Consider the following 14192-nt stretch of genomic DNA (forward strand, 5'->3'; position numbering starts at 1 on the left):
ATCCCCCCTTTTGCGGTTTACAGTCCTGCGTTTGGTTTTCGGCGTACGACGACGGCGGTCACGTCGTCTTCAGCAGTTGCCGCCGGTGCCAGCTCCAGCAGAGCGGCGCAGACATCGTCCGAGGTAGCGCCGCTGCGCGCCACTTTCTCCACGTTCCGCTGAAAGTCCTCCAAGGAATTGTGGGCGTCGAGCACGCCGTCGCTGACGATCACCAGCGAATCGCCAGGCTCCAGGTCCAGCTCAGAAGCGGGCCACTGTTGATCGTCCAGAATGCCGACGGGTGGTCCGGCTGAGACCAGCCTCCGCGCCGCCCCCTCAGCGGGAACGTGCAGCGCAAGCCCATGGCCGGCGTCGATATAGCTAAGTCTTCCCGAGGCGCTGTCCAGCCGCGCGTGGAACATGGTGACGAAGGAGCCGGACTGGTCCAGGTCGGAGGTAATGGTGGCGCTGGCGGATCCGAAGGCAGCGTCGATTGCAGGGGTGTCCGCTACTGAACGCATCACGGCGCGGACCGTTGCTGCGATGAGTGCGGCACCCATGCCCTTGCCCATGGCGTCCGCGAACGTGAAGTGCATGCCGTCGCGGGTCTGGTACCAGTCATAGAAGTCCCCACCAACGCTGCGCGAAGGGCGGAAGGCGCCAGCGACGTCGTAACCGCTGAGGCGGACCGTTTCGCGCGGCAGGAGGCTTTGCTGCACCACTGCGGCGCGGGCGAGTTCATCGCTCTGACCGGCGTCCTCGGCAGGTGCGGCAGGAGTCCGGGCGGCGCGGCGGAACAGGGCGCGGATGCGGGCTTGAAGTTCCTTGGGGCTGAACGGTTTGTTGATGTAATCGTCAGCGCCGGTGTCCAGGCCTGTGAGCCGGTCGATCTCGTCGGCCCGGGCGGTGAGCATCAGGATGTACGCGTCCGAGAATTCGCGGAGACGACGGCAGACTTCCATGCCATCGATGTCCGGGAGGTTGATGTCCAGCGTCACCAGTTCGGCGTTGGTTCTGCGGACAGCCTCGACGCCGGAGAGACCGTCAGGGGCTTCGGTCACCACAAAGTCGAGCTGCTCCAGTACGAGGACGAGGAGGCCGCGGATGTCAGCATCGTCTTCAACAACGACAGCGTGGCGCACGGGTGTGGGAGAGACCATGGCTCCATTAACTAATGCTGCTGGGTATTTGTCACGTTTAGTCACGACACATGAAACGCCCGCTCACAAATGTGGGCGGGCGTTACACGTTTTGTGCAGTTATGTGAGAGAGGGTTTCCCTCAAGCACGCGTGATGTGAGAGAGGGTTAGACGCCCAGCTCTTCCTTGAGCGCCTGGACGTGGCCCTGGGCGGACACCTGGTACTGGGTGAGCTTCACGGTGCCTTCGCCGTCGAGGACAACGGTGGAGCGGACCAGGCCTTCGACGATTTCGCCGTCAACCAGCTTCTCGCCCCAAGCGCCGTAGGCAAGGGCCACGGAGTGGTCTTCGTCAGAGAGCAGCGGGAAGGTCAGGGCGAACTCGCCGGTGAACTTTGCGAGGTCCTCCGGGCCGTCCGGGGAGATCCCGATAACGTCGTATCCCTTGCCCTGCAGGCTGGCGAGGTTGTCGCGGAAGTCGCAAGCCTCGGTGGTGCAGCCGGGGGTGGCTGCCTTCGGGTAGAAGTACACAATGACGTTGCGTCCGCGGTAATCGGACAGCGAGACCTTGGTGCCGTCGGCGTCGAGAAGCGCGAAATCAGGTGCTTGCGTTCCGACGAGGAGTTTCTGGGTCATAGCGATCCTTTACGTTTCACCGGCAAACAGCCGGCCTTCATTTCAAACAACAGCGGTCATGCACATTGCGGGGCGTTGATCTTTTACAACAGCGAACTTAGATGCTGTATTCCGCAGGTCCGCGCACTGTGGCATAGGGCCCTGGCACGAACTGGTAGCCGCCACCACGGACGGTGGCGACGGTGTGTCGGGCGGAGCCTAGCTTCCGCCGCACCCTTCCAACATAAACGTCGATCGAGCGAAATGCCGCGCCGGGGAGGTCAAATGACTCCAGAAAACGTTGCAATTCTTCACGACTGATGGCCCGGGAGCAGTTGACCACCAGGTAGCGCAGCAGCTTATATTCCATGCCAGTAAAGGAAACCGGCTCGCCATCCAGCAGCACTACTTCAGCGGCGAGGTCCACCGCAAGTTGGCTGCGGCGGCTCGCCAACGTTACGGGCTCGACGGCGGTGCTGTCGCCCTCTGCTGCGCGTCCCCCTCCGCCGGACATATCACCCTCGCGTGCGCTGGTGAATTGTCCGGATGAGGGTGAACCTCCCCGAGTGCGGGCCTCCAAACGCGCCTCCGCGAGGGCATCGGCGAGCGTTACGGTACTCGAAGAGCGGCCGTTGGTACCGGCGTCGGCGGCTTCCTGCGGAGTGCCGCCCCAGGAAGTGTCGCCGACGCCGGAGTGCTCTGCCCCGGTGGCGGGCCAGATACGGACTTCCGCATCCGGGGCAAGTTTCATTGCGCGGGCCAGCACAAGGCGTGCTGCCCGTTCCCAGACTTCAGGATCGATCTCGTCGCCCTCGGCCGGGTTGACCCAAAGGGCCAGCCCGTGCGCTGTCAGGCCGTTCCGATGATTCAAGCCGGCCCGCCGACCCGCGAGGCCGCGTGCTGCGGGTCCTCGCGACGGCGGTGGCCCGTAGGCATTGACTGCCATGACGGTTGACCTAAACGTTGCCGCGGCGGAGCAGCTTGCCGCCGGGGTTCTGGCCGTCGATGGGGGTTCCGCGCAGGTAGGTCTTGCGGACGACGCCGGCCAGCGGACGGCCGTCGTACGGCGTGATCGGGTTCTTGTGCTTGAGCTTGGTGACGTCTACAACGAAGGCTTCGTCCGGGGCGAAGATGGAGAAGTCCGCGTCGTAGCCCAGGGCGAGCTGGCCCTTGTTGTGCAGGCGTGCCAGGGCGGCGGGCTTCTCAGCCATCCACGAGACAACCTGTTCCAGCGGGATGCCGCGGTGGCGGGCTTCGGTCCAGATGAGGGACAGGCCCAGCTGCAGCGAGGAAACGCCGCCCCATGCCACTGCGAAGTCGCCGTTTTCCAGGTCCTTGAGGTCCAGCGTGGAGGGGGAGTGGTCCGAGACGATGCAGTCGATGGTGCCGTCCTGCAGGCCCTTCCAGAGGAGCTCGCGGTTGGAGGCCTCACGGATGGGCGGGCAGCACTTGTAGGCCGTGGCGCCGTCCGGGATTTCTTCGGCCATGAGCGTCAGGTAGTGAGGGCACGTCTCAACGGTGAGGTTGACGCCGTCGCGCTTTGCAGAGGCGATCATGGGCAGCGCGTCCGAGGAGGAGAGGTGCAGGATGTGGGCACGGGCGCCGGTCCAGCGGGCACGTTCGATGACCTCGGCGATTGCCTTGTTCTCGGCGCCGCGGGGGCGGGAGGCCAGGAAAGTCTCGTAGTGGTCGCCGCCGGGGTGCGGGGCGCGGTCGATCGCGTGGGAGTCCTCGGCGTGCACGATCATGAGGGAATCGAAGGACTTCAGTTCCTTCATGTCCTCTTCCATCTCATCCGCGTCCAGGTGCGGGAACTCGTCCACGCCGGAGTGCAGGAGGAAGCACTTGAAGCCGAAAACGCCTTCGTCGTGCAGCGGGCGGAGGTCGCTCTTGTTGCCCGGGATGGCACCGCCCCAGAATCCGACGTCAACGAACGCCTGGTCCTTGGCGACCACGCGCTTCTGCTCCAGGCCGTCCACGGTGGTGGTGGGCGGGATGCTGTTCAACGGCATGTCGATAATGGTGGTCACGCCACCGGCAGCTGCGGCACGGGTGGCGGAGGCGAAGCCTTCCCACTCGGTGCGGCCGGGCTCGTTGACGTGGACGTGGGTATCCACCAGGCCGGGGATGAGGGTTTCGTCGTCTGCGAGTTCGATGACCTCGTTGCCCGTCAGGCCGTTGCCCAGGGGTTCGATGGCGACGATTATGCCGTCGCGGATACCAACTTCGCGGGCTGCGAGGCCGGCGGTGGTCAGGATGCGCTGGCCCCGGATAACGAGGTCATAGGCGCCGATTGCTTCAGACATTGAGGTACTCCTTGTTTTCGGTCCGTTCCGCCAGGTACACGCCTATGTGCTTACCTAATTGTTCAAGCAACGGACCTGCTTCAGCGATACATTTTTGGACATCTTTTTCCAGATCGGTCAGTGCGTGGACCGTGTGGAAGCCGGCATCCGTGAGTTGTTCCCGGCTCAGGGTACTCCTGCCGCACACTGCGATCACGGGAACCCCGTTCCTTTGTGCCGCCCGCGAAACTCCCATGGGAGTCTTGCCGAGCAGGCTTTGCTCGTCCAGGCTGCCTTCTCCGGTGATCACCAGGTCGGCGCCCTTGAGCCTGCGCTCGAGTTCAGTGAATTCAAGCACGACGTCGATGCCCGGCCGCCGCTCTGCCTTCAGTGCCGCGATGGCAATGTAGCCAACGCCGCCTGCCGCTCCGGCACCTTCGGCTTTGGCCGCAAACTTGGCGTGCTGCCCGGTTGTGGCTGCGAGGACGTCGACAAAGTGGCTCAGCGCCGCGTCCAGCGAGGTGACGTCGTCCGGCGTCGCGCCCTTCTGCGGACCGAAGATGGCTGGGGCTCCGCTGGTCCCCAAAAGGGGATTGTCGACGTCGGACGCCAATACGAACTCTGTTGCCTCGACGCGGACGTCGAAGTTGGAGAAGTCGATGCTGTTCAGCTGTGCCAAAGCGGCACCGCCGCCGGGGAGCTCGTTCCCATTCTCGTCCAGGAAGACGGCGCCGAGGCCCTGCAGGACTCCCGCGCCGGCGTCGGTGTTGGCGCTGCCGCCCACACCCAGGATGATCTTGCGGCAGCCGAGGTCCAGCGCGGCCCGGATGAGTTCGCCCGTTCCGATGCTGGTTGCGGTCTTTGCGGTTTCGCTCGTGGGGCCGTCCGGGAGGAGGGCCAGGCCGGAAGCTGCCGCCATTTCGATGACAGCTTCCTGGTCCCGCACCGCGAAGTCGGCCTTCACCGGCTCGCCGAGCGGGCCGGTGACGGTGGTGGTCCGGCGGGTGAAGCCGGAGCCGATGGCGGCGTCGATGGTTCCTTCGCCGCCGTCGGCCACCGGAATGCGTGTTGCTTGAATACCGTGGCCGAACCCCGCCAGCAGTCCTGTTGCCAGGTGCTCGGCGACGTCGGGCGCGGACAGCGAGCCCTTGAATTTGTCCGGGGCGATGACAACACGCATTCCGGTGCCTCCTTCCTTTACTTACTTACGCTTTGGTCAGGATCGCGGTGGGTGCGTCCGCCGCGGTTTCTGCCAACTCTTCGAACTCGTTCACGCCGCTGATCTCAACGCCCATGGAGATGTTGGTGATCTTTTCCAGGATCACTTCAACAACCACGGGAACCTTGAACTCGCCCATCAGTGCCTTGGCCTTGTCGAAAGCGGCAGGCAGATCGTTGGGGTCCTCAACGCGGATGGCCTTGACGCCCAGACCTTCGGCAACCTTGATGTGGTCCACGCCGTAGCCGTTGGTCTCCGGGGAGTTGATGTTCTCGAAGGCCAGGGAAACGTTCTGTTCCATGTTGAAGCCGCGCTGGCTCTGGCGGATCAGGCCCAGGTAGCTGTTGTTCACCACAACGTGGATGTACGGCAGGTTGAACTGTGCGCCAACGGCCAGTTCCTCGATCATGAACTGGAAGTCGTAGTCACCGGACAGGGCAACAACGGTGGCGTCCGGGGTTCCACGAACCACGCCCAGTGCGGCGGGACCGGTCCAACCCAGCGGGCCGGCCTGGCCAGCGTTGATCCACTTCCGGGCACCGAACACGTGCAGCATCTGTGCGCCGGCGATCTGCGAGAGACCGATGGTGGACACGTAGGTGGTGTCGCGGCCGAAGGCCTTGTTCATCTCCTGGTACACGCGCTGCGGCTTGATGGGCACGTTGTCGAAGTTGGTCTTGCGGTGCAGGGAACCCTTGCGCTCCTGGCATTCGGCAACCCAACCCGAGTAGTCCGGCAGGGTCTTGGCGGCCTGGCGTTCGCGGGCCAGCTCCAGCAGACCGTCCAGCGCCGCACCGGCGTCGGACGTGATGCCCAGGTCCGGCGAGAAAACGCGACCGATCTGTGTCGGCTCAATGTCGATGTGAACGAACTTGCGGCCGGCCGTGTAAGTGTCCAGGCCGCCGGTGTGGCGGTTGGCCCAACGGTTGCCGATGCCGATCACGAAGTCGCTCTGCAGGAACGTCTCGTTGCCGTAACGGTGCGAGGTCTGCAGGCCAACCATGCCGGCCATCAGCTGGTGGTCGTCCGGGATGGCTCCCCAACCCATCAGCGTGGGGATAACGGGAACGTTCAGGATTTCGGCCAGCTCAACCAACTGGGCCGAAGCGCCGGCGTTGATGATGCCGCCACCGGCAACGATCAGCGGGTGCTGGGCTGCGGTCAGCAGGTCCAAAGCCTTTTCCAGCTGCTTGCGGGAAGCCTTGGGCTTCTCCACCGGCAGGGGCTCGTAGGCTTCGATGTCGAACTCGATCTCGGCCATCTGAACATCGATGGGCAGGTCCAGCAGAACCGGGCCCGGACGACCCGAACGCATCAGCTGGAACGCCTTCTGGAAAGCGCCGGGAACCTGGCCCGGCTCCAGGATGGTCATGGCGAACTTGGTCAACGGCTTGGCGATGGACTCGATGTCCACAGCCTGGAAGTCTTCCTTGTGCAGCTTGGCAACGGGTGCCTGGCCGGTGATGCAGAGCATGGGGATGGAATCTGCCCATGCGGCGTACAGGCCGGTGATCATGTCCGTGCCAGCGGGGCCCGACGTGCCGATGCAGATGCCGATGTTGCCATCAGCTGCGCGGCTGTAGCCGTCAGCCATGTGGCTGGCGCCTTCAACGTGGCGGGCCAGTGTGTGGCGGATGCCGCCGTGGGCACGCATTGCGGAATAGAAGGGGTTGATCGCTGCGCCTGGCAGGCCGAAAGCCTCGGTGGCGCCTTCCTTTTCCAGGATGGCGACTGCCGCGTCAACGGTGCGCATCTTAGCCATGGTGTACTCCTTGTTTTTTGCCCTTGCAGGCGAAGTCTGTGGTGTTTTTGGGTGTGGTGAGGGAGCCGCCGTCGTTTAAGTACGACGGCGGGTTCCCTGCTTTTCGTTGCTGAGTGCCTTTGGGCTTACTTACGGCCGCTGAGCTGGAGGACCTGCTTGAAGAGGCCCGAGTGGTCGAGGCCGCCGTCGCCCTGGTTGACGGTTGCGGCGACGAGCTGTGCGACGACTGCGCCGAGCGGGACAGCGACGTTGGCTTCGCGGGCTGCGGAGGTGACGATGCCGAGGTCCTTGTGGTGGAGGGCCAGACGGAAGCCGGGGTCGAAGTTGCGGTCCAGCATCTTCTGACCCTTCTGGTCCAGGACCTTGGAGCCGGCCAAGCCGCCGCCCAGGACCTTCAGAGCTGCGTCGGTGTCTACGCCGTAAGCCTCAAGGAAGGCGATGGCCTCGCCGAGGACCTGGATGTTGACGGCCACGATCAGCTGGTTGGCTGCCTTGACGGTCTGGCCGGAGCCGGACGGGCCGACGTGGACGATGGTCTTGCCCACTGCGTTGAGGACATCCTGTGCTGCCTCGAAGTCAGCCGCTTCGCCGCCGACCATGATGGACAGGACGGCGTCGATGGCGCCCTGTTCGCCACCGGATACGGGAGCGTCGAGCGGGCGGATGCCTGCTGCTACGGCGTCGTCGGAGAGACGCTTGGCGACGTCGGGGCGGATGCTGGATGCGTCGATCCACAGGGTGCCCTTCTTCGCGTTGGCGAAGACGCCGTCCTTGCCGCTGACTACACCCTCAACATCGGGGGAGTCCGGGACCATGGTGATGACGACGTCGGCGTCCTTGACTGCGTCCGCGATGCTGGTGGCACCCTGGCCGCCCTCGGAGACGAGCTTGTCGATCTTGTCCTGGCTGCGGTTGAAACCGGTGACCGTGTGGCCGGCCTTGACGAGGTTGATGGCCATGGGGAGGCCCATGATTCCGAGTCCGATGACTGCAACGTTGCTCATTGTGGTTCTCTTTCTGAAAGTCTTTTTAGCTCAGGTGTGCTGTTTGGTGAGTCAGCCGCTGTGGCGGGTGCCGCCGTCGTGCGTTAGTTGGCGTTGGCGCGCTGGCGGATGGCCCAGCTGAAGGCCGATTCCTGCGGTTCCTTGTACTCGAGGCCGATGTAGCCGTCGTAGCCGAGTTCGCGGCTGCGGGCGATCCATTCGCCGAGGGGGAGCGTGCCGGTTCCGGGAGCGCCGCGACCGGGGTTGTCGGCGATCTGGATGTGGCCGAAGTCCTTGGCGTGGTTTTCGATGACGGATTCGACGTCGTCGCCGTTGACTGCCAGGTGGTAGAAGTCGGCGAGGAGCTTGATGTTCTGTGCGCCGGATTCTGCCTTGACGCGGGCGATGACCTTGAGTGCGTCTTCGGCGGTGAGGAGCGGGTACTTGGGTGCGCCGCTGACCGGTTCGAGGAGGACGGTGCCGCCGATGCGGGCGACGCCTTCTGCTGCTGCGGCAAGGTTCTTGGCGGCGAGTTCGTCCTGCTCTTCAGGGGTGAACTCGTCCTGGCGGTTGCCGTAAAGGGCGTTGAAGGCCTTGCAGCCGAGGCGCTCACCGATGCCGGCTACGACGTCGATGTTGTCCTTGAACTCGGAGCAACGTCCCTTCCAGGAAACCAGGCCGCGGTCGCCACCAGGCATGTTGCCAGCGTTGAAGTTCAAGCCGGTGAGCTGAACGCCGGCGTCCTTGATGGCGGTTTCAAACTCATTTACTTGTGCGTCGCTGGGGACGGAGGTCTCGAAGGGCCACCAGAACTCGACGGCGTCAAAACCGGCTGCCTTCGCGGCGGCGGGGCGCTCGAGCAAGGGCAGCTCCGTCAGGAGGATGGAGCAGTTCACTGTGTACGTCATCGTAGGTCCTTCCGAGGAGGGGCTTGGATCTATCTTCCGTTGCTTGGCTGCTGCCCTGGTGCCTGGCCTCAGTTTCCGCTTTGTGGAATTTAGATTCTGCTTTATGAAAAGTTTAGGGAAGGTGGGGATGGGAGTCAAGGGGGTGTGTGGGGAGGTGGGGGTTTGGGATATCAGAGGTGATGTACGTGAGGCGTGTGGGAGACGCCCCCGCCACAGGTGGTGCCCCTCCAGGGGCTTGGAGTTCCTTGTTGAGGACTTCGGCCTAGGGCAACCACGCATCCTACGGCGCCTTCACACGAACAATCTAGGAGGAGTATCAGATCTGGAAGTCGACAAGCAGGGGCTCATGAACCCGAGTGGAGGCGGCCGGGATATCAACGAGAAGTGCACCTTGCTCTCGCCCGGGCGAGACCATCCAAAGGCGCCTACGGTTTGTGGACAACTGGCACGAGAGGTTTGTTCGGTCTGAAGCCAGCGATGGCCGTGGCCCTAAGGGCAGCCCTTGGCTGACTCGCGGTCGACAGTTGTGGGGCAAGCCTTGGACGCAAGGGTCGTCCGGCCACTTTTCCGCGGACTTCTGTGCCTATTCTGGTTGATTATCAGATTTGAAAAATTTCGGTCGCGAAGGTATGTAATTACTGTCTGCTGAAACTCACCCTTGAGGGCATCAATACGAATTGCTGCCGCGAGAATAGAGCGAAGAGGCTCGATGCTCCCATGCCATTTATCATATAATTCTCGAACATTATTTATGCGTTCAGTGCGTGACATCAGTAGGGGAGGACGGTTCAGGTCGAGCGTTCGAACCGATATCTCGGCGCGTACGTTACCTGCAGTCCAATCAACAAACGGGCCGCGATGTTGTATAAAAGTTGGCAATTCATCAGTATAAGGATTTAGTATTGGTGCGTTCTCTTCGTAATAATCACCCTTGCCGTTGTTGCAAACCCCGCAGGCGGTTGTTAAATTTGACCAGGAGTGTGCCAAATGTGGAAAGGTAGCCTTGGGTAGAATGTGTTCGACATGAGGAAACGACACATCAATAATCTTTGCTTCGCAGTATGCGCACTTAAAGTCAGTCTCTTCGTGAAGCGCATCCTTGATGGCTGAATGTCGCCACTTCTCGCACTTGCGACGTTCCTCTTTGGGAGCTGCGACGTACGCCTGCGTCCATGTTGCCTCATTGGTGCGAAGCACCTCAGGTGCAGGTCCTTTCTCAAGCTTGCGCATTATTGCTGCCCCCGTCGCGGTGGGAATCCACGATGCGCACTACCGTTTCGGGAAAATCGGACTCCAGTCCAATCGCTGTGAGTTCGTCTCGGAGTGTGTCCATGCTTTCGGCGGTCAAAGATCCCCGAAGATGGCGAGTGACAATTTCAGATAGCTCCTTCTCGGCCCAAATCGGCAGAGTGCTTGGCAGCCCTAGAACGCGCCGAAGAGTGTCGTCGGCACCTGAAGACTTGTTGGCGTAATCTAGAGCTCGGGAATCAACTTGTCCATCATTATTGAAGTCAAGTACATAGACATAGGAGTCCGGTGTTGCAGTGACAACAAAGGGGCTATGGGTTGCAACAACAAACTGGGCCTTAGGGAAGGCTGTTAGTAGGCTGGGAAGCAACTCGCGTTGCAGGCTTGGATGAAGGTGATTCTCAGGTTCATCAAGGACGACGGTGAAATTATCCGTATTTCGCGAACGGAGGAAAATTTGCCATGCCATTTCCAAAACGGCTGAGACTCCGCCAGAGGCATCGTCAAGCACAAAGTCACCGGTGGCAGTCTCGACTATTACGTCAGGCACCCTAACCCGCAGCCGCTTAAATCTAATGGACTTCGGTAGCACCAGAGATAGGATCTCTTGAAACCCGTCCCAGATTTCCGCCGCTTCTGGATTGTAGTCGATGGAAAGGTTTCCAGGTGACCCGAACAGAGCCGCTGCCATAAGCGCCTCTTTTAGCGCCATTCGCGGCGGTCGCCCGGTCCACGATCCTGCCCAAACTGCCCGCATCTCTTCTGTAAATCGTTCGAACATCTGTTCAGCGTCAGTGAAGATGGTAGGAATCGCTGGAACGCTTATGTAGTTGCCGTTAGAAATTCGATGAGAATTTAGGTAGACGCCCTGTATAAGCTGTTGCTCGGGTAGATAGAGGTCATACTCCTGTCGACCATTAGCATCAGAAATGGGCACGGATATTTCTGTACGTCCACCGTTGCCGTAAGTCAAGATGCCAATTTGAGCCCAGCGACTTCCCGTATCACGCATTCTCCGCATTCGGCGTGGGCCTAGGATGGACCAGGAGTTGCGATCCTTAAAGTTTCGGACTGGAGCTGATGAATATTGACGATTCCAATTCAAATGACGAGCAAGAATTCCAAGGAGCGTGCTCTTTCCGCTAGCATTAGCCCCGGTTAAGATGGTTAGCCTTGAATGGAAGTCAATCGAAATATGACCGAACTGACGCCAGTCCACTAATTCAAGTTCGCGGAAGCCAGTATAGTTATTCATCAGTCCTCAGTGTTCAGGTCGAAATATTGGTCTGCTGCAGTTCGGGTATCCTGAAGTCCCTACTCGGAGTTCTGACTGCCTTACCAGCGGAAGGTGTACATAGGAATTGTAGTCTCGGCTGAGCCGTGGTTGCTGTACTCCTTATCGATAGGTATGAGACGACATGCTAGCTCAGCCAAGGCCCCTTTGTTGGCTCTAGTCACGCTGTGCCAGCCGCACTTGTCGCCATCCACTCAAAAGTTGAGGTTCATGGAGGACGTATCCGAGGCTGGTCTTCGTCTGACTGCTGGCCGAGTGTGGGCGCTTCCGGCTGCGCTGAGCGTTTCATGTAGCCAGTCTTGGTGGTGTGGCGATTATAGTGCGGCCCACATGAACGCGCTGGTTTCGGTCGGTCTCATGGCGGCCTCTGGCCGCAATGCCAAATCCACTGCTATCTGTAGCGCCAGGCAATAGCATGCTAATACAAGTCTCGCGGCTGCCAACCCAGACGGTGTCGTCACCGAGAGGGTAGTCGGGAGGCTTGAGCTGCCCTCCGCCTGTGCGGTTCGCCGGGGCAGTACAGTACCGGACGATCTGACTACGGTTTCAGGTGGCAGCATATGATGCTGGTTGACCCGACGGTCCTTACCATCAGGTGCAGCGCCTGCTGAATGCTCCTGTGATCAATGGACCATGAATCGCTGCGGGTCTGTCGTAATGCATCGCAAAGCCGTGTACTGAGCCAGGGTCCGCGAGAAGCCTATTGACGCCAATTGCGGAAGAGCGTTGAACTCTGAAGAGTACTCGGGCAGGCAAGCCTGATATGCGAGGTCTCTGGGAGGCTGCGTCTAGGCTGAAGAGCGGCGGTGGGCCCAAGGCTGCGTCGACTCATTGAACTAAGGCGCTCGCGGAAGGTCAAACTAATGGCTCGGTCGACAGTTCAGGACGTCGCCAAGACGGCGGGGGTGTCTGTGGGGACGGTGCCGCGCGTTTTGAACGGAAGCCCGGCTGGAAGGGCGGTAGCCAATGAATAGGTCAACTGCGCTACATGGCTGCTCAGTCACCGTTTATTAGCCGCGGCGAGGACCACTGAGGAGACCGAACAATGCGCGTCCTAGCCTTAGCCAAGGACGCGGACTCGCTCGTGAGTAGCGAAGTTGCCGCGGCATCGCCGACGCGGCAGCGGACCCAGCTACGTCGGCCTCATCGCAGCGATCGACAGTGGACAGCACACTCGCCCGCATTGCCGCGCAACGTGTCCGCCGGACGACAACGCAAAACGTAGCCGAACAAACACCGTCCTCCAGATATATGAAATCGTCGAACCCGACCCTCCTTGAGACACTCCCTCGCCGGGAGTCGAGCTGGCTTCGGGTTGAAACCGCCCTAGAAGCGAGTTTTCGGGTCTTGAATGACCAAGACGGGGCCGCGCAGTTCGACGTAGTCGCCAGACTGCGCGGCCCCAGGTTATGGCTGTAATTGATCAGGCGGAGGCAGCGGACGAGTCCCGGTGGAAACGCCCGAACTTGCGTAAATACAGGTACGTTCCGGCGAACGTTGCAAGCCCCAAAACGGGGCCCGCCCATAGAGCAATCGGGGCGCCCTGTAGGAGGATGGCGCCAAGCCCGAAGGTGCCAGCCAAGGCCGCGCCCCCTGGGTTTGCCGTTGCGAGCTTGCCTTGAATTTGGCGACCCAGCTGTCGGTAGCAGACTGCTTGCATAACGGCGAACAGAAGGAAGGAAGCCACCATGATCAGCGGCCACGGCCACGCAGCCATGGCGACGACGCTTAATGTCAGCCCGTACATCCCGGACAACCCCAGCCAGTAGTTTCGTTCTGGGTTTTCAGTAGAAGCGTCCATCAGCACCCCCTATTAAAGTCGATGAAGCCTCCTGCAATTGTCATGGCAGCTGAGCAGCCGATCATCGCCATGGGGCCGAAGAAGCCCATTGCGCCACAGAAAGCCATGTTCGTTCCCCACCAAGCCCAGAGAGCTGCCCATGCGGACGGACACTGAGGATACATGGGCATCATTGCCGTGGACCCTTTCCCGCCACCAACCATCACTGGTTTAGCTTTGACGAGCTTGGCGACCTTCGTGTTTTTCGGTCCATCCGTCAGTTGAAGAGTCAGATACCCGGAATCTGTCAGCGATACGAGCGACTCGAGAGCGTCCGTGGGCATGGAAGCTGCCAAGAACTCTTGTTGCTGACGAGCGTCGAAACGACGGTCTGCCGACAAGTACTTCTTTAGCGGTTTCGAACTTTGGATCAGCTTTACGCGCTGGCTGAAGCCCGTTGGGTCCTGCAGACGCGCTTGTTCCAGTCGGATCAGCGCCTCCGTCCGCTGGGCCGGTGTCGGTTCCAACAACGTAACGCCCGTCCCGTCGAGTGAGACAGTACGCGAAGCGGCAGCGTTTGCAGGGCCTACTGATGCTGAGAGTATTGCAAGGACGGCCACGATCATTGTGACTATACGAATTATGCTTTTCCTAGAATTTCTAAAAATATGCATGCGATCCCCAAATAGATATTCCCCGGACAGGTTTGTCCAACGGTTCTGCACCATCCACCCAGAGCTGGGTGCCGAAACGAAAGAACGGTGTTCGCTCGTTGTCCTGATGGCTACCCTGGAATGTGCTAGTACACGGCGAAAGTAGCCTGGGAAATTCACCCCCTAGTGTCGATAAATCGAATCTAGGTGGTGATTTGGGCGAAATTAGGTGGTGATTTGGGTGGAAATGAGTGCCATGGAAGAGTGACTAGGTGTTCCACGCGCCGTCATCGAACAGAACCGTGAGTTGCATCGCGATGATGGGAGA

At 60.8% G+C, this 14192-nt stretch carries 12 protein-coding genes and 1 pseudogene; 1 reads left to right on the forward strand and 12 read right to left on the reverse strand.

Annotated elements, in window-relative coordinates:
- Window positions 1–17 precede the first annotated feature (17 nt).
- From J3A64_RS21905 to J3A64_RS21950, 10 genes and pseudogenes are all read right to left on the reverse strand, one after another.
- Window positions 18–1139 carry a PP2C family protein-serine/threonine phosphatase gene (locus J3A64_RS21905; RefSeq protein ID WP_210065877.1) on the reverse strand — a complete coding sequence of 374 codons (1122 nt, stop codon included), beginning with the start codon at window positions 1137–1139 and terminating at the stop codon, window positions 18–20.
- Window positions 1140–1285: 146 nt separating this feature from the next.
- Complete coding sequence (gene bcp, locus J3A64_RS21910) at window positions 1286–1753, reverse strand: thioredoxin-dependent thiol peroxidase (protein WP_011776131.1); 468 nt, start codon at window positions 1751–1753, stop codon at window positions 1286–1288.
- 97 nt (window positions 1754–1850) lie between these two features.
- On the reverse strand, window positions 1851–2678 hold the full coding sequence (locus J3A64_RS21915) for a winged helix-turn-helix domain-containing protein (RefSeq protein WP_210065878.1): 828 nt from the start codon (window positions 2676–2678) through the stop codon (window positions 1851–1853).
- 10 nt (window positions 2679–2688) lie between these two features.
- Entirely contained in the window at window positions 2689–4038 is a 1350-nt protein-coding gene (gene allB, locus J3A64_RS21920; RefSeq protein WP_011776129.1) for an allantoinase AllB, read from the reverse strand.
- Entirely contained in the window at window positions 4031–5197 is a 1167-nt protein-coding gene (locus J3A64_RS21925) for a glycerate kinase (protein WP_210065885.1), read from the reverse strand. Before J3A64_RS21925 ends, allB begins: the two co-directional genes overlap by 8 nt.
- A gap of 25 nt (window positions 5198–5222) precedes the next feature.
- Window positions 5223–6998 (reverse strand): glyoxylate carboligase, encoded by a 1776-nt coding sequence (gcl, locus tag J3A64_RS21930; RefSeq protein ID WP_210065886.1) that lies wholly within the window; start codon window positions 6996–6998, stop codon window positions 5223–5225.
- Window positions 6999–7123: 125 nt separating this feature from the next.
- Window positions 7124–8020 (reverse strand): annotated as a pseudogene (locus J3A64_RS21935) (2-hydroxy-3-oxopropionate reductase); the annotation flags it as partial.
- Window positions 8021–8085: 65 nt separating this feature from the next.
- Window positions 8086–8889, reverse strand: a complete 804-nt coding sequence (locus J3A64_RS21940) for a hydroxypyruvate isomerase family protein (RefSeq protein ID WP_210065887.1) — start codon at window positions 8887–8889, stop codon at window positions 8086–8088.
- A gap of 489 nt (window positions 8890–9378) precedes the next feature.
- Window positions 9379–10119: an HNH endonuclease gene (locus J3A64_RS21945; protein ID WP_210065888.1), complete on the reverse strand. Its 741-nt coding sequence runs from the start codon at window positions 10117–10119 to the stop codon at window positions 9379–9381.
- Complete coding sequence (locus J3A64_RS21950) at window positions 10106–11392, reverse strand: AAA family ATPase (RefSeq protein WP_210065889.1); 1287 nt, start codon at window positions 11390–11392, stop codon at window positions 10106–10108. Before J3A64_RS21950 ends, J3A64_RS21945 begins: the two co-directional genes overlap by 14 nt.
- 902 nt (window positions 11393–12294) lie before the next feature.
- On the opposite strand from J3A64_RS21950, the gene J3A64_RS24015 reads away from it, so the two are divergent.
- Entirely contained in the window at window positions 12295–12405 is a 111-nt protein-coding gene (locus tag J3A64_RS24015) for a LacI family DNA-binding transcriptional regulator (RefSeq protein ID WP_307807222.1), read from the forward strand.
- A 449-nt stretch (window positions 12406–12854) separates the two neighbouring features.
- On the opposite strand, the gene J3A64_RS21960 is transcribed toward J3A64_RS24015, so the two are convergent.
- Both J3A64_RS21960 and J3A64_RS21965 read right to left on the reverse strand, forming a co-directional pair.
- Complete coding sequence (locus J3A64_RS21960) at window positions 12855–13232, reverse strand: hypothetical protein (protein ID WP_210065890.1); 378 nt, start codon at window positions 13230–13232, stop codon at window positions 12855–12857.
- The gene (locus J3A64_RS21965; protein WP_210065898.1) at window positions 13232–13837 is read right to left on the reverse strand and encodes a hypothetical protein; all 606 of its coding nucleotides are present in this window, start codon (window positions 13835–13837) and stop codon (window positions 13232–13234) included. Before J3A64_RS21965 ends, J3A64_RS21960 begins: the two co-directional genes overlap by 1 nt.
- Between the last annotated feature and the right edge of the window lie 355 nt (window positions 13838–14192).

This window comes from Pseudarthrobacter sp. PvP004, from assembly GCF_017876035.1.
GTDB classification, from domain to species: domain Bacteria; phylum Actinomycetota; class Actinomycetes; order Actinomycetales; family Micrococcaceae; genus Arthrobacter; species Arthrobacter aurescens_A.

What these genes read in the sequence shown, in the direction of transcription:
- J3A64_RS21905 (WP_210065877.1), bottom strand. Translation starts at nt 1,139, where the DNA reads ATGGTCTCTCCCACACCCGTGCGCCACGCTGTCGTTGTTGAAGACGAT.
- bcp (WP_011776131.1), bottom strand. Translation starts at nt 1,753, where the DNA reads ATGACCCAGAAACTCCTCGTCGGAACGCAAGCACCTGATTTCGCGCTT.
- J3A64_RS21915 (WP_210065878.1), bottom strand. Translation starts at nt 2,678, where the DNA reads ATGGCAGTCAATGCCTACGGGCCACCGCCGTCGCGAGGACCCGCAGCA.
- allB (WP_011776129.1), bottom strand. Translation starts at nt 4,038, where the DNA reads ATGTCTGAAGCAATCGGCGCCTATGACCTCGTTATCCGGGGCCAGCGC.
- J3A64_RS21925 (WP_210065885.1), bottom strand. Translation starts at nt 5,197, where the DNA reads ATGCGTGTTGTCATCGCCCCGGACAAATTCAAGGGCTCGCTGTCCGCG.
- gcl (WP_210065886.1), bottom strand. Translation starts at nt 6,998, where the DNA reads ATGGCTAAGATGCGCACCGTTGACGCGGCAGTCGCCATCCTGGAAAAG.
- J3A64_RS21940 (WP_210065887.1), bottom strand. Translation starts at nt 8,889, where the DNA reads ATGACGTACACAGTGAACTGCTCCATCCTCCTGACGGAGCTGCCCTTG.
- J3A64_RS21945 (WP_210065888.1), bottom strand. Translation starts at nt 10,119, where the DNA reads ATGCGCAAGCTTGAGAAAGGACCTGCACCTGAGGTGCTTCGCACCAAT.
- J3A64_RS21950 (WP_210065889.1), bottom strand. Translation starts at nt 11,392, where the DNA reads ATGAATAACTATACTGGCTTCCGCGAACTTGAATTAGTGGACTGGCGT.
- J3A64_RS24015 (WP_307807222.1), top strand. Translation starts at nt 12,295, where the DNA reads ATGGCTCGGTCGACAGTTCAGGACGTCGCCAAGACGGCGGGGGTGTCT.
- J3A64_RS21960 (WP_210065890.1), bottom strand. Translation starts at nt 13,232, where the DNA reads ATGGACGCTTCTACTGAAAACCCAGAACGAAACTACTGGCTGGGGTTG.
- J3A64_RS21965 (WP_210065898.1), bottom strand. Translation starts at nt 13,837, where the DNA reads ATGATCGTGGCCGTCCTTGCAATACTCTCAGCATCAGTAGGCCCTGCA.